17 protein-coding genes and 1 other RNA gene are annotated in these 18,168 nt (G+C 65.7%); 11 read left to right on the forward strand and 7 right to left on the reverse strand.

Annotated features, from left to right (window positions below; translation table 11 throughout):
- Positions 1-27: 27 nt before the first annotated feature.
- Positions 28-780, reverse strand: a complete 753-nt coding sequence (locus N2K98_RS15375; RefSeq protein ID WP_255864755.1) for an SDR family NAD(P)-dependent oxidoreductase — start codon at positions 778-780, stop codon at positions 28-30.
- Between the two features lie 134 nt (positions 781-914).
- On the opposite strand from N2K98_RS15375, the gene N2K98_RS15380 reads away from it, so the two are divergent.
- The 3 genes from N2K98_RS15380 (at position 915) to N2K98_RS15390 (ending at position 3,884) form a co-directional block, all read left to right on the forward strand.
- Complete coding sequence (locus N2K98_RS15380) at positions 915-1,592, forward strand: phosphoribosyltransferase (protein WP_255796638.1); 678 nt, start codon at positions 915-917, stop codon at positions 1,590-1,592.
- 164 nt (positions 1,593-1,756) lie between these two features.
- Complete coding sequence (locus tag N2K98_RS15385; RefSeq protein WP_255864754.1) at positions 1,757-2,353, forward strand: HdeD family acid-resistance protein; 597 nt, start codon at positions 1,757-1,759, stop codon at positions 2,351-2,353.
- A gap of 244 nt (positions 2,354-2,597) precedes the next feature.
- On the forward strand, positions 2,598-3,884 hold the full coding sequence (locus N2K98_RS15390) for an ammonium transporter (protein ID WP_255796636.1): 1,287 nt from the start codon (positions 2,598-2,600) through the stop codon (positions 3,882-3,884).
- Positions 3,885-3,974: 90 nt separating this feature from the next.
- Here the strand turns inward: N2K98_RS15390 and N2K98_RS15395 are convergent, their stop codons facing one another.
- On the reverse strand, positions 3,975-5,768 hold the full coding sequence (locus N2K98_RS15395) for a thiamine pyrophosphate-requiring protein (RefSeq protein ID WP_255864753.1): 1,794 nt from the start codon (positions 5,766-5,768) through the stop codon (positions 3,975-3,977).
- Positions 5,769-5,997: 229 nt separating this feature from the next.
- Between N2K98_RS15395 and N2K98_RS15400 the strand changes: the two genes are divergently transcribed.
- From N2K98_RS15400 to N2K98_RS15435, 8 genes are all read left to right on the forward strand, one after another.
- Positions 5,998-6,540, forward strand: coding sequence for a dihydrofolate reductase family protein (locus N2K98_RS15400; RefSeq protein WP_255864752.1), 543 nt, complete (start codon positions 5,998-6,000; stop codon positions 6,538-6,540).
- A 221-nt stretch (positions 6,541-6,761) separates the two neighbouring features.
- Positions 6,762-7,577, forward strand: a complete 816-nt coding sequence (locus N2K98_RS15405) for an alpha/beta fold hydrolase (protein WP_255864751.1) — start codon at positions 6,762-6,764, stop codon at positions 7,575-7,577.
- 7 nt (positions 7,578-7,584) lie between these two features.
- On the forward strand, positions 7,585-9,147 hold the full coding sequence (locus N2K98_RS15410; RefSeq protein WP_255864750.1) for an ATP-binding protein: 1,563 nt from the start codon (positions 7,585-7,587) through the stop codon (positions 9,145-9,147).
- Positions 9,148-9,289: 142 nt separating this feature from the next.
- Positions 9,290-9,760, forward strand: coding sequence for a GtrA family protein (locus N2K98_RS15415; protein WP_255796631.1), 471 nt, complete (start codon positions 9,290-9,292; stop codon positions 9,758-9,760).
- A 172-nt stretch (positions 9,761-9,932) separates the two neighbouring features.
- Positions 9,933-10,898, forward strand: coding sequence for a DUF6282 family protein (locus tag N2K98_RS15420; protein ID WP_255864749.1), 966 nt, complete (start codon positions 9,933-9,935; stop codon positions 10,896-10,898).
- Positions 10,895-11,662 carry an ABC transporter ATP-binding protein gene (locus N2K98_RS15425; protein WP_229950699.1) on the forward strand — a complete coding sequence of 256 codons (768 nt, stop codon included), beginning with the start codon at positions 10,895-10,897 and terminating at the stop codon, positions 11,660-11,662. Before N2K98_RS15420 ends, N2K98_RS15425 begins: the two co-directional genes overlap by 4 nt.
- Entirely contained in the window at positions 11,659-12,552 is an 894-nt protein-coding gene (locus N2K98_RS15430) for an ABC transporter permease (RefSeq protein WP_229950701.1), read from the forward strand. Before N2K98_RS15425 ends, N2K98_RS15430 begins: the two co-directional genes overlap by 4 nt.
- Positions 12,553-12,579: 27 nt before the next feature.
- Entirely contained in the window at positions 12,580-13,623 is a 1,044-nt protein-coding gene (locus N2K98_RS15435) for an ABC transporter substrate-binding protein (RefSeq protein WP_255864748.1), read from the forward strand.
- A gap of 44 nt (positions 13,624-13,667) precedes the next feature.
- Here N2K98_RS15435 and N2K98_RS15440 read toward each other — a convergent pair whose 3' ends face one another.
- From N2K98_RS15440 to ssrA, 5 genes are all read right to left on the reverse strand, one after another.
- Positions 13,668-15,047 (reverse strand): NAD-dependent succinate-semialdehyde dehydrogenase, encoded by a 1,380-nt coding sequence (locus tag N2K98_RS15440; protein ID WP_255864747.1) that lies wholly within the window; start codon positions 15,045-15,047, stop codon positions 13,668-13,670.
- A 170-nt stretch (positions 15,048-15,217) separates the two neighbouring features.
- Positions 15,218-15,940, reverse strand: a complete 723-nt coding sequence (locus N2K98_RS15445) for a trimeric intracellular cation channel family protein (protein ID WP_255864746.1) — start codon at positions 15,938-15,940, stop codon at positions 15,218-15,220.
- Positions 15,941-16,107: 167 nt separating this feature from the next.
- On the reverse strand, positions 16,108-16,395 hold the full coding sequence (locus N2K98_RS15450; protein WP_255864745.1) for a hypothetical protein: 288 nt from the start codon (positions 16,393-16,395) through the stop codon (positions 16,108-16,110).
- Between the two features lie 99 nt (positions 16,396-16,494).
- The gene (locus N2K98_RS15455) at positions 16,495-17,547 is read right to left on the reverse strand and encodes a glucose 1-dehydrogenase (protein WP_255864744.1); all 1,053 of its coding nucleotides are present in this window, start codon (positions 17,545-17,547) and stop codon (positions 16,495-16,497) included.
- Positions 17,548-17,685: 138 nt separating this feature from the next.
- Positions 17,686-18,055, reverse strand: a transfer-messenger RNA (tmRNA) gene (ssrA, locus tag N2K98_RS15460).
- Positions 18,056-18,168 lie beyond the last annotated feature (113 nt).

Raw genomic sequence — 18,168 nt, forward strand, 5'->3', positions numbered from 1 at the left:
CCGTGACGTCCGACGTCGGCCGCTCCCCTACCGCCCCCGGCCCGCCAGCCGGGCCACCAGTGCCTGCGGCGCCCGGCTGCCCACCGTGGCCAGGACCCGGTACCGCTTGGACGGAATCGAGACGCCCTTGCCCGCGAAGGCGTCCGCCAGGGCTTCGCGCACCACGCGGTCCGCATTGAGCCACATCCACTTGGGGTAAAGGCTCTTGTCCATTTCCATCCGTGCGTGGAAATCCGTGTGTACGAAGCCCGGACATACCGCAGTCACGGTGATGCCGCGGCCCCGGTAGTAGAGGTTGGCCCAGCGGCTGAAGTTGATCACCCATGCCTTGGCTGCACTGTAGGTTCCGCGGGGAATGAAGCCGGCCACCGAGGCCACGTTGATGATCCGGCCGCCGCCGTTGGACTGCATCGCGTTCAGTGCAGTGTGGCTCAGCTGCAGCGGCGCCCCCACCAGCACGTTCAGGTGGTCGATCTCAGCCTGCAGCTCGTTCCGGGCAAAATCGTTTTTCAAGCCGTATCCGGCGTTATTGACCAGGAGTCCGACGTCGGGTTTCTGCACGCGGTCGGCGACGGCGTCCACTCCCTCCCGGGTGGCGAGGTCGGCCGCGATCCACTCGGTCTTCACGGAGTAGTCCCTGGCCAGTTCCGCCGCGGTGGATTCCAGCCGCTCGGTATTCCGGCCGGTGAGCACCAGGTCATAGCCGCGCTGCGCCAGCTGGCGGGCGAACTCCGCACCTATTCCGGAAGTGGCTCCTGTAATCACTGCTGTCTGCGTCATAAGGCCACCTTTCTATGCCGGCCCCGGTTTGGCAACGCGGCGGTTGGGTGGACCCCTTGCCGGTGCCTGCCGCGGTCCCTAGCTTGGGAGGAGCACCGAACCCCATTCTCCGTCCCACCGGATAACCCCATCCCATGTTCTTCTCCTCCTCCGCCCCCTCCCCCCGCTGGCAGGACCGCGCCGACGCCGGCCGCGCCCTCGCCGTCGGGCTGTCGGCTTACGCGGGTGTACCGGGCCTGCTGGTGCTGGGCCTCCCCCGCGGCGGGATTCCGGTGGCGGCCGAGGTGGCCCGCGCATTGTCCGCGCCGCTGGACGTGGTGGTGGTGCGGAAGATCGGCTATCCGGAACAGCCCGAACTGGCCGCCGGCGCAGTGGCCGGCATCGCGGGAACGGTCTGCACCGTCCGCAATGAGGACGTGCTCCGGTATTGGCGCAGCCGCACGCAGGACGCAGAGGCCCTATTCGCGGCCGCCGCCGAGGAACAGCTCGGCGAGGTCCGGAGACGGGAGGAGCTGTTCCGCCACGGATTACCGGAACGTCGCATTGCCGGCTGCACGGTCATTGCGGTGGATGACGGGCTGGCCACCGGAGCGACCATGCGCGCGGCACTTGGTGCCGTCCGGCAGCTGGACCCGGCCCGGCTGGTCGCCGCCGCGCCGGTAGCGTGCGGCAGTGCGGCGGAGCTGCTCAGCCCACCGGCAGACGACGTCGTGGTGCCCTGGCCGCACAGCGGACTGGACGCCGTGGGACTGGCGTACCGCCGGTTCGGCCAGACCACCGATGCCGAGGTCCGGGACCTGCTGGGTTTCTAACGGGTGCACCTGTTCCTGACGGTGCCGGGCAGCCGCAGTGGTGATCCGGGTCCGGCCGGCCGGTTCTGCGGCTGTTCCCTAGAGAAGCAGGGTGTTGGCATCGGATACTGGGGAGACCGGCGCCCCGCCGGGCCGATGGGGGAATCTCTCTGGAGGTCTTGAGGATGTCCGCTTCAGGCAGCGAGTTCCATCAACAGGGCGGGTTCGCATTGGACGCCCTGAACCTGGCCAAGTCCGTAGTGCGGGGAATCCGCCTCGGACTGGGCATCACCGGTCTGGTTTCCGTGGTCCTGGGGCTGCTTATCCTCTTCTGGCCCGGAGCGACGCTCGAGGTGCTCGCGGTCCTCTTTGGCCTGTATTTCCTCATTGCCGGTGCCGTCCGCATCCTGCTCGGCGTTTTCACCGGATTGGGCGCAGGGCTGAAGATCCTCAACATCCTGGTGGGGTTGGCCCTGCTGGTGGTCGGCGTGATCGCCATGCGCAACCCCATGGAAAGCCTGACGGCGCTCGGGCTGGTAATCGGGATCGCGTGGATTGTGGAGGGCGTGATGGCCCTGGCCGAGTCCGACCGCGGCGGCTCCCGCTGGTTCGCCATTGTGCTGGGCATCCTGAGCATCCTCGCCGGAATAGTGGTGCTCTTCCTCCCCTTGGAGACCCTCGCGGTTCTGGTGATTTACGGCGGGATCTTCCTTGTTGTCCTGGGTGTAATCCAGATTGTCCGAGCCTTTGCCTTCGGCCGCGGCATGCCCCGTAACGCTTAGTCCGCGGTCGGCCCCCGCGCCCCCGCCCTGCACGTCCAGAAACCTCCCAGCAGACATCCAGACCGCGTTAACGCAGCGCTAACCTGCAGGCGCTCCCGGCCGAAACATACCGGCCCCATGCTTAAACCAGCGCCGCCGGTACCGGGGTGCCGGCCAGCCGCGGGGGGCTGGCCCGTCCATATTCTCCGCCCGGCTGCATCGGCAGAGGCAGGAACGGGCGCACAACCCGAACGGGAGTACCTCCATGGACTCTGGAAACACGGCCTGGCTGCTGGCCAGCTCCGCATTGGTCTGCCTGATGATCCCCGGAATCGCCTTCTTCTACGGCGGCATGGTGGGCTCACGGCGGATCCTGAACATGATGATGATGTGCTTTGGCGGGGCCAGCCTCGTGGCCGTCCTTTGGGTGCTTTACGGCTATTCCGCCGCGTTCGGCGACTCGCTGGGCGGCATGGGCCTGCTGGGCGACCCGCTGGAATACCTCGGCCTCTCCGAACTCCTTACAGAAGATCCGGCCGCATCCATCCCGGTGGCCCTGTTTGCCGTCTTCCAGCTGATGTTCGCGTGTGTAACCACCGCCCTGGTTGCCGGCTCCGCGGCCGGACGGATGAAGTTCGGCGCCTGGATGGTCTTCGCCGGGCTCTGGGCCACGCTGGTCTACTTCCCGGTGGCGCACTGGGTGTTCGCTTTCGACAACGCCGAGGGCACCGTCGTCGGCGGCTGGATCGCCAACCAGCTGGGCGCCATCGACTTCGCCGGCGGCACCGCGGTGCACCTGAACGCCGGCGTTGCCGCCCTGGCCCTGGCACTGGTCCTGGGCCGCAGCAAAGGCTGGCCGCACTCGCACGGCCAGCCGCACAGCCGCCCGCTGATCCTGCTGGGAGCAAGCCTGCTCTGGATCGGGTGGTACGGCTTCAACGCCGGTTCCGCCCTCAGCGCCGGCCACTCAGCCGCCGTCGTCTTCCTTAATACGGCAGTCGCGGCAGCTGCGGGCATGCTCGGCTGGATGCTGATGGAACGCCTGCGGCTGGGCCGCTCCTCGAGCCTGGGGGCGGCGTCAGGCCTGATCGCCGCATTGGTGGCCATCACCCCCGCCTGCGGGGCGGTCAGCCCCCTGGGCGCCGTCGCCATCGGTGCGATCGCCGGACTGGTCTGCTCGCTGGCCATCGAGTTGAAGTTCCGCCTTGGCTTCGACGACTCGCTGGACGTGGTGGCGGTACACGCCGTCGGCGGCCTGCTGGGCACCCTCCTGATTGGCCTGTTCGCCACCGAGGCGGCACCTAACGGAGTCAGTGGCCTCTTCTACGGCGGCGGCTTCTCCCTGCTCGGCAGCCAGGCAATCGCCTGCGGAGCCGTACTGGTCTACTCCTTCGTGGTGACCTGGCTGATTGCCAAGGTGCTGCAGCTGACCATCGGCCTGCGCATCCCCGAGGAAAGTGAACTTCGGGGCATCGACCTCATGGCCCACTCCGAGTCTGCCTACCTGAATGATGAGGAACCCGTGGAGCTCGGCGCGCCGACCCGCACCTAGGACGGGCACCGAACGGAGGAACGGGCGCACCCACCGCGGGTGCGCCCGTTCCGGTGTCCGGGGTTGTTCCCTGCCTCCCCCTCCGCCTGCTCAGAGGTCCCGGTACAGGCCTTCTTCCTGCTCCAGGTAAATATCCAGCAGCCGGCGCGCGTGCTCGCCCGCGGCGCCCTCCTGCGCCAGGCCGTCCTTCATGGTTTCGGCCTGGGCGGCCCCGCTGGGGAACGGCGGAAGCAGCGGTACTGCGGGATCGGTGATTACCTCGATCAGGAACGGCCGGGTGGCGGCGAGCGCCACGTCCCAGGCCTCGCCCAGGAGCTCAGGATCCTCCACCCGGATGCTTTCCAGTCCCAGCAGCTTGGCGTACTCGGCGTACTTGAAGTCCGGCAGCGACTGGCTGTCCTCGAACCGGGGATCACCCTCCATCTCGCGCTGTTCCCAGGTGACCTCCGCCAGCTCGCGGTTGTTCAGTACGCAGAGAACGAACCGCGGATCCTCCCACTTCTGCCAGAGCCGGCTGAGGGTGATCAGTTCGGTCACCCCGGCCATCTGCATGGCGCCGTCGCCGGAGAGCGCCACCACCGGACGGTCCGGATAGGCCAGCTTCGCGGCCAGTCCGTACGGCACGGCGCAGCCCATGCTGGCCAGCGTGCTGGACAGGTGCGCCGGCACGCCCTCCGGAAGGTGCAGCTGCCGCGCGTACCAGTACACGGAACTGCCGACGTCGACCGCCACCTGCGCATTGTCCGGCAGGCGGCGGTTCAGCTCGTAGACCACGCGTTCGGGGTTCACCGGATCGGCAGGCGTCATGGCCCGCACCCGGGCCAGGTCGTGCCAGCGGCGCACGCTTTCCTCCACCTGCCGCCGCCAGGGAGCATCCGGTTTAGCTTCCAGCAACGGAATCAGGGCGTCCAGGCTGGCTACGGCATCTCCCGTGATGCCGACCTCCACCGGGTAGCGGTTCCCGATTGCCGAAGCGTCCCGGTCAATCTGCACCCCGCGCGCGGTCCCCGGCTTGGGATAGAACTCCGTCCATGGGTCGCTGGACCCGATGATCAGCAGGGTGTCGCAGTTGTCCATCACGTAGCCGGCGGAACTGGTGCCAAGGTGCCCCATGGTTCCGGCGGCGAGCGGCAGGGTTTCATCCACGTACGGTTTGCCGAGCAGGCTGGTGGTGATGCCCGCACCGATCTTCTCAGCCAAGGCGGCGACCTGGGCGCGGGCGTCGCGGGCGCCCTGCCCAACCAGCAGGGCCACCCGCTCGCCGGAATTGATCAGATCCGCGGCAGCCCGGATGTCCGCTTCGGCCGGTGAGGTCCGCGCGGGGCTGAACACCGGGACGGTGTTCAGGATGCCGTGCTCCTGTTCCAGTTCCGGCGCCGGGGCCTGCTGCACGTCATGCGGGATGATGACGACGGCGGGCGTGCCGGTGGCCAGCGCCTTCTTGAACGCGCGGTCCAGCACCAGCGGGACCTGCTCCGGGGAATTGATCTGCTGGCGGAACGCCGAGGCAACGTCCCGGGTCAGGTTCATCAGATCCACCTCCTGCATGTAGGAGGACCCCAGCACGCTGCGGGACTGCTGTCCGACAATGGCCACCACGGGCGCCCCGTCCAGCCTGGCGTCGTACAGGCCGTTGAGCAGGTGGATGGCGCCGGGCCCCTGGGTGGACATCATCACCCCTACCCCGCCGGTGTACTTCGCGTGCCCCACCGCCATGAATGCGGCGTTCTCCTCGTGCCGGACCTGGATGAACTCGGGGTCACCGCTGCGGCGCATCGCGCCCAGGACCGTGTTAATGCCGTCTCCGCTGTAGCCGAACACCCGGTCCACGTTCCAGGCCTGCAGTCGTTCGACAATCAGATCCGCTACGAGCCGCTCACTCATGTTTTTTCCTTCCGTACTGTCGCGCCCGGCCGGCTGAAATCACCGACTCGGAAATGATCAGGCTACTTATGGTTCACTGCCTATCAACCTATCCCAGATGCTTGGTTGAACGCCCCCCTGCAGCTGCGAAAGACTCCGCTCGGAACATTCTTGGGCAAGTAATTCCATTCCGGCCTGCTAAGCCCGCCCGCACTACTTCCCTCCCGTTGCCGAGGGCTATCCTCATCCCATGCCCAAGGTCATCTATTACGTCGCATCCTCCCTTGACGGTTTTATTGCCACCGATGACGACCGCCTGGACTGGCTGCTCCAGTTCGGTTTCGAGGCGTTCCAGGACCACTACGACAGGTTCATGGCCGACGTCGGCGCGGTGGTTATGGGGGCGGAAACCTACCGCTGGGTCCGGGCGGAGCAACCGGAAAGCTGGGAGTACACCCAGCCGTGCTGGGTACTCACGCACGGGGAGGAGTCCGCTCCGGCGCAGGGGGACGTACGGTTTGCCTCCGGTGACGTACGGAAGGTCTTCGAGGCGGCTCGTGATGCGGCGGGAGAAGGGAACATCTGGGTGGTGGGCGGAGGCAACGTGGCGGCGCAGTTCGCCGAAGCCGGACTGCTGGACGAACTGTGGGTCACTTACATGCCGGTGGCGTTGGGCAGCGGGCGGCGCCTCCTGCCGGTGTCCGGTCCCACCGCCCCCATGCGCATGATCGCCAGCACGCAGTTCGACGGCGGCGCAGCGGAACTCCGCTATGCCGTGGCGAAAAAGCGGTAGTTACCGTTTTCGGGGTGCTAAACGGTAACTGATGCACTTTCGATTGGTGAGTGGGGCCGGAAGGACAACCGTTTTCCCGGCATTACAACCGGCCCTCGACAGCGCATTTCCATATGCGTCCCCGCTGGCCGTTTAAGCGGTATTGGACCTGTAATATTTGCTGAGACTCGGCTCACGGCAATGCGGGCACGGAATAAGAAGAAAAGCAGGCGTACAGGTTAATGAAGACTGATATCCGCACCCGGAACAATGTTCGCGTACTGGGACGAGCGGACGGACCGGTACTGCTTTTCGCCCACGGTTTCGGCTGCGACCAGGGCATGTGGTCCCGGGTACTGCCCCGTTTCACCGACGAGTACAAAGTGGTTCTCTTCGACCACGTCGGTGCCGGGGGTTCCGACCTCGCTGCCTACACCCCGGCGAAGTACGCCACGCTGGACGGCTACGTAGCCGATGTCCTGGAACTGTGTGTTGATCTGGACCTGCGGGACGTCACCTTTATCGGCCACAGTGTCAGCGCCATGATGGCCATTGCTGCCGGGGCCACCGATTCGGAACGCTTTGCCCGGATCATCCTGGTAGCCCCGTCGCCCAGTTACCTGGACTATCCCGAGGACGGCTACGAAGGCGGTTTCAGCCGGGCGGACCTGGACGAACTTCTTGTTTCCCTGGACACCAATTACCTCGTCTGGGCCGCCACCATGGCGCCGGTAATCATGGGCAACCCGGCAGCTCCGGCTTTGGGCGCCGAACTCGAAGGCAGTTTCTGCCGGGTCAACCCCGGCATCGCCCGCCAGTTTGCCCGCGTGGCATTCCTGACCGATGTCAGGAGCCTGCTGCCCCGGGTGTCTGTCCCCGCGCTGATCATGCAGGCATCCGCGGACCTGCTGGCCCCGGACCATGTGGGCCGCTACCTGCAGGAACACATTCCGCAAAGCACGCTGGTGCAGATGAAGGCCACCGGCCATCTCCCCCATGTCAGTGCGCCCGAGGAGACCGCAGACATCATCCTCGCCTACCTGCAACAGTCGAAGTAGGCGCATCGTGGACCTGGATTTCCGGCTCGACTACCGCGCCCTGTCCCAAACCGCTCCGGCGGGCTATTTCATCACCCTGACGGACGGCACGGTGGTGGACGCCAACGGCACCGCGCAGAAATGGCTCGGCAAGGCGTTGGACGAGGTCCGCGGCACCAGCTTCCTGAAGCTGCTGCCCGTGGGCGACCGGATTGTCTACACCACCCACGCCATGCCGCAGCTGGCGTTGAACGCCGCGTTTGCCGAACTCGCCGTCGACCTTTTGGGCCCCGAAGGCCAGCGCATCCCGGTCCTGCTCTCCGCCACCCGCTCCCCCGCAGCCGGCGGCCGGCCGGCCCTTGACCAGGTGGTTGCCTTCTATGCGCACGAGCGGCGGTTGTATGAGCGTGACCTCATCTCGGCCCTGCGCACCGCCGAGGACGCCGAGGCCGCCCGCGCCGAGGCTGAGGCCAGCCTCACCGCCCAGGCAGTGGTGCTGCAGGAAAAGGACGTGGTCCTGCAGGCTTCGCTGATGGAGAGCCTGCGCAAGGAATCGATGCTGGAAACCATCCTGAACACCATCCGGGTGGGGGTGGCGGTCATTGACGGGGACGGCCGACGCATCCTGACTAATTCGCGCCAGCAGCTCCACGAACGCCTCGCCGCCCCTTCCTTCACCACCCGCCCCACCGAAGCGGAGATGTACATTTTCGGACCGGACCGCACCACGCCCATCCCGGTGGACCAGCGCCCGGTGAAGCGGGCAGCCCGGGGCCAGTCCTTCTCCGACCAACTGGTCTGGTACGGGACCGGCGAAGAGCAGAAGGCGCTGAGCGTCTCGGCCCGCTCCGTCAAGGGCGACGGCGACGCCTTCCGCGGTTCCGTGATCGCCTACAGCGACGTCACCGGCCTGGTGAACGCCGTGGCGGCGAAGGACGATTTCGTGGCGAATGTGTCCCACGAACTGCGTACCCCGTTGACCTCGATCATGGGCTATCTGGAACTGGCGCTGGATGAAGAGGATGCGATCCCGGCATATGTGGCCTCCTCGCTGAAGGTGGCCCAGCGGAATTCCGAGAAGCTGCTGCACCTGGTCTCGGACCTGCTCACGGCCGCAGCCGGTTCCGCCAACGTTCAGCAGGAAGTCACCGACCTCAGCGATCTGGTCCGCTCCGGCATCACCTCCGCCGCACCGCGTGCCGAAATCAACGCGGTCACCATCGTTGCCGAGGTCCCCGAGACCCTGCCTGCAATGGTCGATCCCAAGCGCATTTCCCAGGTGCTGGATAACCTGCTCTCCAACGCGGTGAAATACTCGCCCGACGGCGGCCAGGTGACGGTCAGCGCCTGGCGCACCGAAGGCGGCTCCACTGTCCTTCGGGTAGCGGACGCCGGCATTGGCATGACCGAGGCCGAGCAGGCGGAGGTCTTCACCAAGTTCTTCCGCTCCGGAACCGCACGCCGGGCGCAGATCCCCGGCGTCGGGCTCGGCCTGGTGATCACCAAGCGCATTGTGGAAGAGCACGGGGGCACCATCGCAATGGAAAGCGAGGCCGGCAAAGGCACTGTATTTACGGTCACATTGCCCTGATCCGGCTTGCATCGGCACGGATTTTGAGGCCAAATCCACTTTGTGCCATCATCCGAAAGGTAAAAGTCCCTCCCCGCGTGTGCGCACCGGCAAGGGCAGGAAGCTGCGTCCCGCAGCAATGCGTTGAACGGATTTTTCGGTAATGGCAGAAACCAGCAAGGTGCGCGCAATCGTCCGCCGTCTGGGCTCGTTTTCGGCAGTCGGCGCCGTCGCCTTCGTGGTAGACGTAGGCCTGTTCAATATTCTCTCCGCCACCCTGGTACCGGACAGCCCGATTCTCGCCAAGACCATCTCCGTGGCGGCGGCCACGACCGTTTCGTGGCTGGGCAGCCGTTACCTGACCTTCCGGAAGCTGCGCACCCGGAGCATCCGCAGCGAGACGCTGCTGTTCGCCCTCACCAACCTGGTGGGACTGCTCATTTCCACCGGCTGCCTGTACATCTCCCACTACGTGCTGGGTTTCCGCAGCACGTTTGCGGACAACATTTCCGGCAACGTGGTGGGAATCGCCTTGGGCAATATCTTCCGCTATTTCGCCTACCGGTATGTGGTATTCAACGGGCGAAGCGAACGCGCAGGGCAATCGGAACCGGACAACGTCCGCTCGGCTTAGCCGGACCCTGCCGCCACCAGAATCCGCGCGCCGGCGCATTTCGCGTCGGCGCTGTTCATTGTCCTGCCCGAATTGTGGGCGATTGTGAAGCAGGTCACTTTTGAACATTGACAACCGTTGACATTATTGGCGACAATTTGGGCACCAACCGCTGAACAGGCAAGGGAGCCTTATGTCCGACCATCACCAGCCCTCCGCCCGCGCACGGGACCTGGTCCGGGACGCCTATGACGTCCACGTGCACATTGCGCCGGACGTTATGCACCGCCGAATTGACGATATTGATCTAGCCGCCCGTTTCGCGGAGCTCGGAATGGCCGGATTTGTGCTCAAGTCCCACTACACGCCCACCGCAGAGCGCGCCGCCGTCGTCCGCAAGGTACACCCGGACGTGGATGTCCTTGGGGCCATCACCCTGAACGCCTCCGTGGGGGGCCTGAACCCTATCGCCGTGGAGATCGCCGCCCGTGGCGGAGCGCAGTTTGTCTGGCTGCCAACCGTGGACAGCTCAAACCAGCGGTCCTGCCTCTCGGAAGAACCCGAAGGCGCGACCCCGCCCATGTGGGCCCAGCTGCAGGAGGACCTGCGCGCCGCCGGCATGGCCGCACCCGCTGTGGAGGTGGAATCCGGGGGCGGGCTGGTTCCAGAGGCCCGCCAGGTCCTGGAGCTGATCGCAAAGCACGACATGACGCTCGCAACCGGCCACCTGCACGCCGACGAATCGGGCAGCCTGATTCCGGCAGCCGTGGAGTTGGGCGTACGCCGGATGGTGATTACCCACCCGGAGTTCACCTCCCAGCGCATGTTGCTGGATCAGCAGCGGGAGCTGGCGGAGCAGGGAGCCCTGCTGGAGCGGTGCCTGACCACTCCCCTTACCGGCAAGGTCTCCTGGGACCTCTGGTTCTCCAACATCCGCCATGCCGGCCCTGAGAACTCAGTCATCAGCAGTGACCTCGGACAGCCCTTCAACCCTCCCGTCGAGGACGGGTTGGCCATCGCCGCGGACCTGCTGCTGGCGCAGGATTTCACGGAGGAAGAGGTCCGGTTGATGACGGTGCATAACAGCCGCTGGCTGGCCGGCGCGGAACCGCTCCCGGATGCCCCGTCCCACCACCGGAGCAAGGTGCAGGCCGTATGAGCTCCCTACTGGAAATCTCCGGACTGAGCAAGCAGTTCGAGCGCGATAATACCGCCACCGTTGCCCTGCGGGACTTTGACCTTTCCATCGAGGAAGGCACATTCGTCAGCATCCTCGGCCGCAGCGGCTGCGGGAAATCCACCATGCTGAACCTGCTCTCCGGGCTTACCCGGCCCAGCTCGGGAACCGTGCATTACCAAGGCTCGGTACTCAACGGACCCAACGTGGATATCGGCTACCTGACGCAGTCGGACACGCTTATGCCGTGGCGCGACGTCGTTCGCAATGTCGAAATGCCGCTGGAAATCCGCGGCGAATCCAAGGAGAAGCGCCGGGAGGTGGCGCAGGCACTCATCGCCAAGGTCGGACTGTCCGGATTCGAGAACCACTATCCCCGGGAGCTCTCCGGCGGAATGCGGCGCCGCGCCAGCCTCGCCCGAATGCTGGCAGGGGCGCCGAAAACCCTCCTGATGGACGAGCCTTTCGGTGCACTGGATGCGCAGCTGCGCAACGAACTTCAGGAGGAACTGCTGCGGTTGTGGCAGGGCTCCGGGCAGACGGTGGTTTTTGTCACCCATGACATCGAGGAGGCCCTCCTCCTGGGCGACCGTGTTGTGGTCCTGGGCCAGCTCGGCCGGATCCTGCTGGATGAGCCGATCAACATTCCGCGACCCCGGTCGGTGGATGAAACCCGGATTGACCCGACATTCGTGGCACTGCATAAGAAACTTGCTGCCGCCCTCAAGGAAGGATCCACGGCATGAGTGCTGCATCCGCGGCCGAGCCGGCACTGCCGGCGGCAACGGCACCGGGAACGGACCGGGTACCGCCGCTGTCGGCCGGGTCCGGTCCGGTCAAGGAAGACCTGAACCGCACCTGGTGGGACAAGTTCGGCCACTCAACCATTGTCTGGGGCCTGCGTGCGGCAGTGCTGGTGGCCTTCCTGACCCTGTGGCAGATCACCGCAGGGCCGGTCATCGATATCACCTTCGTCAGCAAGCCCAGCCTGATCCTGGAACGGCTAGTGGACTGGATAACTGACGGCACGCTCTGGACACACACCTGGATCACCCTGCAGGAGATCCTCCTCGGGTTCTTCTTCGGAGCACTCGCCGGTGCCCTGGTGGGATACCTGCTGGCCTCGTTCAACCTGCTCTACCAGGTGCTGGATCCGTTTATGCTCGCCCTGTATTCCATCCCCAAGGTTGCCCTGGCACCGCTGTTCATTGTGTGGTTCGGCATCGGCATGGACATGAAGGTGCTGCTGGCAGCCGCCACGGTCTTCTTCCTCGTCTTCCTCAATACCGCCGCCGGGGTCCGCGAAGTGGACCGCGGCCTGATCGACGCCGTCCGGCTGATGGGCGGCAACCGCCGCCATGTTGCCTTCAAGGTGGTACTGCCCTCCTCCATGACCGGGTTCCTTACCGGCTTGAAGGTAGCCATCCCGTACGCACTGATCGGTGCGGTCATCGGCGAGCTGGTCGCGTCCAACCAAGGACTCGGTTACCTGATCAACGCCTCCGCCGCGCAGTTCGACACTGCCGGCGTCTTCGCGACCCTGGTGGTGCTGACCATCGTTGCCACCATCCTGAACTCCGGCGTCGCCGTCCTCAGCAAGCGGATCAACCGCTGGAAGCCGCTGGACGAGCACTAACTCTTCCTCCACAGATTGGAACCCCAAATGCTTGAAACGGTTACCCCCTCCAGACGCACCATGCTCAAGTCGATGCTCGTCCTTCCCGCCATCGCCGCCGTCCCTGCCCTGGCCTCCTGCGCCAACAACGCCGGCAGCTCCGATTCGGGAGTGCTGAATGTGGGCCAGATCAGCGACTCGATCGCGTTTTTCCCCTTGTTCGTAGCCGAGCAGGAGGGCTTCTTCACCGCTGAAGGAGTCACCATGGGAGAACGCCCCCGGCTCGGAACGGGTGCCAAGGTGGCTGCCGCCCTGAAGTCCGGCAGCATCGATCTCGGCGCCGGCGTCATTACGGACGCGTTCAACCTGTACAAGATCGACGACGACGCGAAGCTGGTCAGCGGCCTGGTCACCGAGTACTACGTGGACGTGGTGGTGGGGAACAACTTTGACGGGCCCTCTGCTGACGCACCGCTGGAGGAACGGATCGAAGCCCTGGTGGGTAAGCAGATCGGCATCACCGGACCGGGCAGCGGAACCGAAGCGCTGATGACGTACCTGTTCAAGAAGATCGGCAAGAACGCCCAGACGGATTCCACCATGGTCAACATCGGCAGCGCCGCCACCGCTGCCATCGGCGCCCTGACCGCCGGCAGGGTAGACGCGCTGTGTTTCTTCCAGCCCATCGGGCAACAGGTGGAAACCGCAGGCGAGGGCAGCATCTACATCTCGCCGACCCGCGGCGATGTCGAAACCCTGCGGTCCCCTATTCACGGCGCAGTGTTCAGCACGGGTGCCCAGATCGAGGCCAAACAGGATCTGGTGGACGGATTCAACCGGGCACTGGATAAGTCGCTGGCACTGATCCAGGACGACCCGGAAAAGGCCCGGACCCTCCTGGGCGAGTATCTGAAGGACACCCAACCGGAGACCGTGGACGCGCTGGTGGCCCTGCTGCCCAAGGAAATCGCCACCTCCACGAAGGTCACCGAGGAGTCCTACAAAGTGGCGTCGGCCTTCCACACCGACTCCGGGCTGGTGGACGAGGCACCGGACTACGCCGGTTTCGTCCTCAAAACCTCGCAGGCATAAAAAACCCGGGGCGGTAGACCCGCCCCGGGTTCTTTTTACCGGACCTACCGCTTCTGCGGGGTGCGGATCAGCTTCTTGTTGACGAACTCGGCCATGCCGAACCGTCCCAGCTCGCGGCCCACGCCGGAGCGCTTGACGCCGCCGAAGGGCAGGTCCTCCTGCGTGCCGGAGGTGCCGTTGATCCAGACCATGCCGCTTTCCAGCTGGTCGGCGACGTTCAGGGCGCGGTCTTCGTCGGCACTGAACACCGCTCCGCCCAGACCGAACGGGGAGTTGTTGGCCAGTTCAATGGCTTCTTCCTCGCTGGACACCTTGTAGATGACGGCGGCCGGGCCGAACAGCTCTTCGGAGAAGGCCCGCATTTCCGGCGTGACATCGGTCAGCACGGTCGGCTGTACGAAGGCACCCGGCCTGTCGATCAGGCTGCCGCCGGTGTGCAGAGTGGCGCCCTTGTCCACGGCGTCGCGGATCTGCTCCACCAGGCCGTCTGCGGCAGCCTGCGTGGAGAGCGGGCCGAAGCGGGTCTCCGGCTGCAGCGGATCGCCGGGTTCAATGGCGGACATCCGGGCGGTGAACTTCTCCACGAAATCGTCGTAAAGGTCCTCCATCACGATGAAGCGCTTGGCGGCGTTGCAGGCCTGCCCGCCGTTGCCCATCCGGCCGAGGACCCCGGCCTTGACCGTGGCGTCGAGGTCCTCGGTGTCCAGGACGATGAACGGATCGCTGCCACCCAATTCGAGGACGTACTTCTTCAGGTTCCGGCCGGCCACCTCGGCGACGGCGGAGCCTGCCCGCTCGGAGCCGGTCAGGGAAACGCCCTGGATCCGGGCGTCCGCGATGATGTCCGCAGCCTGCTCGTTGGTGGCAAACAGGTTGACGTAGGCTCCCTCGGGCACGCCGGCGTCGGCGAAGATCTGTGCCATCGCCAGGGCGGACTGCGGGCAGTTGTTCGCGTGCTTGAGCAGCACGGTGTTACCGAGCATCAGGTTGGGGCCGGCGAAGCGGGCCACCTGGTAGTACGGGTAGTTCCACGGCATGATCCCCAGCAGGGCGCCCACCGGTTCGGTGCGGACCACGGCGTTGCCGCCGCCCTTGACGTCGAGCTGCTCGTCCGCCATGAAGCCGGGGCCCTGGGTGGCGTAGTACTCGTAGATGTTGGCGGAGAGGGCAACCTCGCTCTTCGCCTCGCGCAGCGGCTTGCCCATTTCGAGGGCAATCAGCTGGGCGAGCTCGTCGGCGCGTTCCCGGTACAGTTCCGCAACGCGGGTGATGACCTTGGTGCGGTTTTCCACGGGCTCGTTCCGCCAGCTGGCGAAGGCCTTATGGGCTGCCGTGACGGCCTGGTTGATTTCTGCGTCGGTGGCTTCAGCGAATTCCTGAAGGGTTTCTCCGGTGGCTGGATTTACGCTCTTGTAAGCACTCATATTGGCCACGCTACTCCCTGCAAATCCAGTCTGCGAAAGCCTGAATTTCCGGGACTAAATCCGCGCTTGTTCTTGTTTCAGGGGGTTTCCGAGGCGAATTACCGCAAAGCTGAATTGCGGCTGCCGGCGGCGCTTCGGCGCTTGGCGGCCCCGGACGGGTCCCGGACGGGTCAGCGGCGGGTCCGGGTTTTCCAAAACTTCGGCCGCGGCCAGCCTTGGCCCGAGCTTCTCCGGTCCTCCGTGCGCGGGCGCCGGCTCAGCCGGACGCTGAACTCCCCCGGCCCGGGCAGCCGCCACCCGCGGCGGCGGGCCACCGTGCACAGCACGGCGCAGGTCCCGATGGCCACGCCCATGCCCACGTTCTGCAGGCCCAGATCGTAGAGGATCGCCATTTCGACGGCGGCTACGAGGGCACCGGTCGCGTACAGGGTGTTGCCGCCGAAGATCGCCGGCACCCGGCCCACCACAATGTCGCGGATCATGCCGCCGCCCACGGCGGTGACGACGCCGATCAGGATGGCCGGGAGCCATTCCAGCCCCAGGCCCAGCGCCTTGGCCGTGCCGGTGGCGGCCCAGCAACCCAGTGCGAAGGCATCGATCACAATCAGGAACCGGTTGGCCCATTTGCCCTTGAGCTCGATGGCATAGGCGATGATGGCACCGGCGATGGCCGTGAAGAGATAGGCGGGATTGGTCAGCGCTACGGGCGGTCCTGCCTGCAGGAGGGTGTCACGCAGCACGCCGCCGCCCAGCGCCGACGTGAGCGCCAGGACCAGGAACCCCACCGGGTCCATCCGCAGCTGCCGCGCCACGGCGCCGCCGAGGACTCCGTTTGCGAGCACACCGGCGAGGTCGACGACGTCGAACACCGCCCCCGGGTCGAAAAGATCCACGCCGCACCTGCTGTTTCCGTTGCCCGTTCTGCCGCCGTCCATTCTACGTGGCTGCGGGCCGGGAAAGGTGCGTGTAATTCCCTCCGCTGCGCGACGGGGGAATTATTCAGACCACAGGGAATCTGAGAACCCGGAGGAATCACTTACCAAGCACTGGCTGAACGGGATCAGCCGTCCCCGGGAGGATAGTCCTCGTCGTTCCCCGGGACGTCCGCCTTCTGTTCCAGGATGTCGGCCTCTGACCCCTCGGGGTGGACCTCTCCTTCCGGTCCGGCGTCGCCTGCGCCCGGAACTGCGGGAATGTCCTGCTCAATGCCGTCCGCCTCGGAACCGTCCCGGTGGATTTCCCCGGCCGGTCCGGCGTCGCCCGAACCGGGAACCGCGGGCATCGACTGCTCGGCCCGGTCAGCTTCCGAACCGCCGGGAATAACCGGCTGGTCAGCGTCCTTGCGCATGCGCGTGCCTCCTATGCAGGTTGCCGTGGCCGCCTGGGCGGCTTCCGTCTCTTCTGTCTATCACCGAAGCCGCCCAGGAGAAATAGCCTGCGGAACGGGTTAGGCGTTGTCCCGCAGGTCCAGCACCACTTTGATGTCGCCGTCGCGGTCCTCGAAGGCCTGCGCATAGTCCGCCAGCGGAACCCGGCGCGAAATCAGCTGCTCGAGCCAGCGGGAGTCGCTCTTGGCCAGGGCCGCGGCGGCCTTGAGGTAGTGGCGGCGGTTGGCGTTGACGGTGCCGAAGACCACGCGGTTGTCCATCACCAGGTTCAGGTTCAGGGCGCCCAAATCCACCGGCTGCTCGCCGTCGGGTTCGGAGACACCCGTGAGGCAGGTGACCGAGTTTTTGGCGCCGTGCTGCAGCACATCATTGATCACCGTGGGTACGCCGGTGCATTCGATGATGATGTCCGGGTTGATGCCGGATTCGGGGAGGGTGTCGGTGTGGAAGACGGCACCAAGGTCCTTGGTCAGCTTTTCCTTCGGCCCGTCCTCTTCCAGGTCGAAGACGTGCACTTCGAGTCCCCGCTGCACCCCGAACAAGGCACCGAGCAACCCCACGGGTCCGGCACCGGTCACGGCGACTACCTGCGGCCGGAAGTAGGCGCGGCCGCCGATCCGGTCGATCTGTTCCCACGCCTTGGCCAGGATGGTGGCCGGTTCCAGCAGCACGCCCACGCGTTCCAGCGAGGGTTCGAGTTTCACCATGTCTTCGGGGTCCCCGCGCCAGTATTCGCGCGCGAAGCCGTCGAGCCCTTCGATACCGTGTTCGGTGTAGGTCCCGGTCAGGCACATGTCCCACTCGCCGGCGGCGCAGGCACGGCAGTTTTCGGCACAGGGGCGGCGGACGATCCCGACCACCAGGTCCCCGGCGGCGAGATCCGAGCCTTCGGGGGCCTCGACAACGCAGCCGAGGTTCTCGTGTCCCATCACCAGGTAATCCCGGTCGGCGGGTGCCGTGCCGAACTCGGCGGCAATGACTTCACGGTCCGTGGCGCACAGGCCCACCGCGAGCGTCTCCACCAGCACGCTGCCTTCACCGGCTTCCGGCTCCGGAAGCTCCCGCAGCTCCAGCGAGTCCTTCTGCCCGGGGGTAATTATCAATGCCTGCATGTGTTTTCCTTCCCGCGGCTGCTTGCTGTCTGTATCCCAGATTAGCGCCGCGCCCCCGGCGCTTGAGACTCAGCGCACGCAGAGGCGGAACGGCCGTGGAAACAAAGAAGGCCCGCCCCACGGGGCAGGCCTTCAGACTGGTGGAGATGGGGGGAATCGAACCCCCGTCCGGTGTTGTATTGTCAGGGCTTCTCCGGGCGCAGTATGCGTCGGATTTTCTTGGCCCCAGCCATCTTGCATACAGGTGGCTGATCCGGGCCCAGCCGTCAAAATGTCCCGAACACCCCGACGGCGGGAGTGTTCGGCAGTGGCCCTCTAAACGACGCCAGGATCCGGAGCGAGAGCGACTCCGGGCTGACGGACTACTCCGGCTGCTTAGGCAGCGAGAGCGAAGTCAGTGCGCATAGGTTTGGCACTTATTGTTTTGCAGAGAGCGTTAACGAGATAACTCTGCGTTCTCGGCCCGCTTCCCCTGGCTCAACAAACATCGTCGAAACCGATCATCCCCGTATTGAGTTACCAATCCAGCTGCGGGCGGCCGGTTTCCCGGCTCCCGCGTCACGGCCCTCTCGGACCGTTCAATAGATCTAACGACGCCGGCCCGCGGATCATTCCCGCCCG

It is taken from the genome of Arthrobacter jinronghuae, assembly GCF_025244825.1.
Taxonomy (GTDB): domain Bacteria; phylum Actinomycetota; class Actinomycetes; order Actinomycetales; family Micrococcaceae; genus Arthrobacter_B; species Arthrobacter_B jinronghuae.

Coding starts and splice junctions, on each gene's coding strand:
- N2K98_RS15385 (WP_255864754.1), top strand. CDS start 1,757: ATGTCCGCTTCAGGCAGCGAGTTCCATCAACAGGGCGGGTTCGCATTG.
- N2K98_RS15450 (WP_255864745.1), bottom strand. CDS start 16,395: ATGCGCAAGGACGCTGACCAGCCGGTTATTCCCGGCGGTTCGGAAGCT.
- N2K98_RS15395 (WP_255864753.1), bottom strand. CDS start 5,768: ATGAGTGAGCGGCTCGTAGCGGATCTGATTGTCGAACGACTGCAGGCC.
- N2K98_RS15375 (WP_255864755.1), bottom strand. CDS start 780: ATGACGCAGACAGCAGTGATTACAGGAGCCACTTCCGGAATAGGTGCG.
- N2K98_RS15415 (WP_255796631.1), top strand. CDS start 9,290: ATGGCAGAAACCAGCAAGGTGCGCGCAATCGTCCGCCGTCTGGGCTCG.
- N2K98_RS15405 (WP_255864751.1), top strand. CDS start 6,762: ATGAAGACTGATATCCGCACCCGGAACAATGTTCGCGTACTGGGACGA.
- N2K98_RS15390 (WP_255796636.1), top strand. CDS start 2,598: ATGGACTCTGGAAACACGGCCTGGCTGCTGGCCAGCTCCGCATTGGTC.
- N2K98_RS15420 (WP_255864749.1), top strand. CDS start 9,933: ATGTCCGACCATCACCAGCCCTCCGCCCGCGCACGGGACCTGGTCCGG.
- N2K98_RS15380 (WP_255796638.1), top strand. CDS start 915: ATGTTCTTCTCCTCCTCCGCCCCCTCCCCCCGCTGGCAGGACCGCGCC.
- N2K98_RS15435 (WP_255864748.1), top strand. CDS start 12,580: ATGCTTGAAACGGTTACCCCCTCCAGACGCACCATGCTCAAGTCGATG.
- N2K98_RS15400 (WP_255864752.1), top strand. CDS start 5,998: ATGCCCAAGGTCATCTATTACGTCGCATCCTCCCTTGACGGTTTTATT.
- N2K98_RS15455 (WP_255864744.1), bottom strand. CDS start 17,547: ATGCAGGCATTGATAATTACCCCCGGGCAGAAGGACTCGCTGGAGCTG.
- N2K98_RS15425 (WP_229950699.1), top strand. CDS start 10,895: ATGAGCTCCCTACTGGAAATCTCCGGACTGAGCAAGCAGTTCGAGCGC.
- N2K98_RS15430 (WP_229950701.1), top strand. CDS start 11,659: ATGAGTGCTGCATCCGCGGCCGAGCCGGCACTGCCGGCGGCAACGGCA.
- N2K98_RS15440 (WP_255864747.1), bottom strand. CDS start 15,047: ATGAGTGCTTACAAGAGCGTAAATCCAGCCACCGGAGAAACCCTTCAG.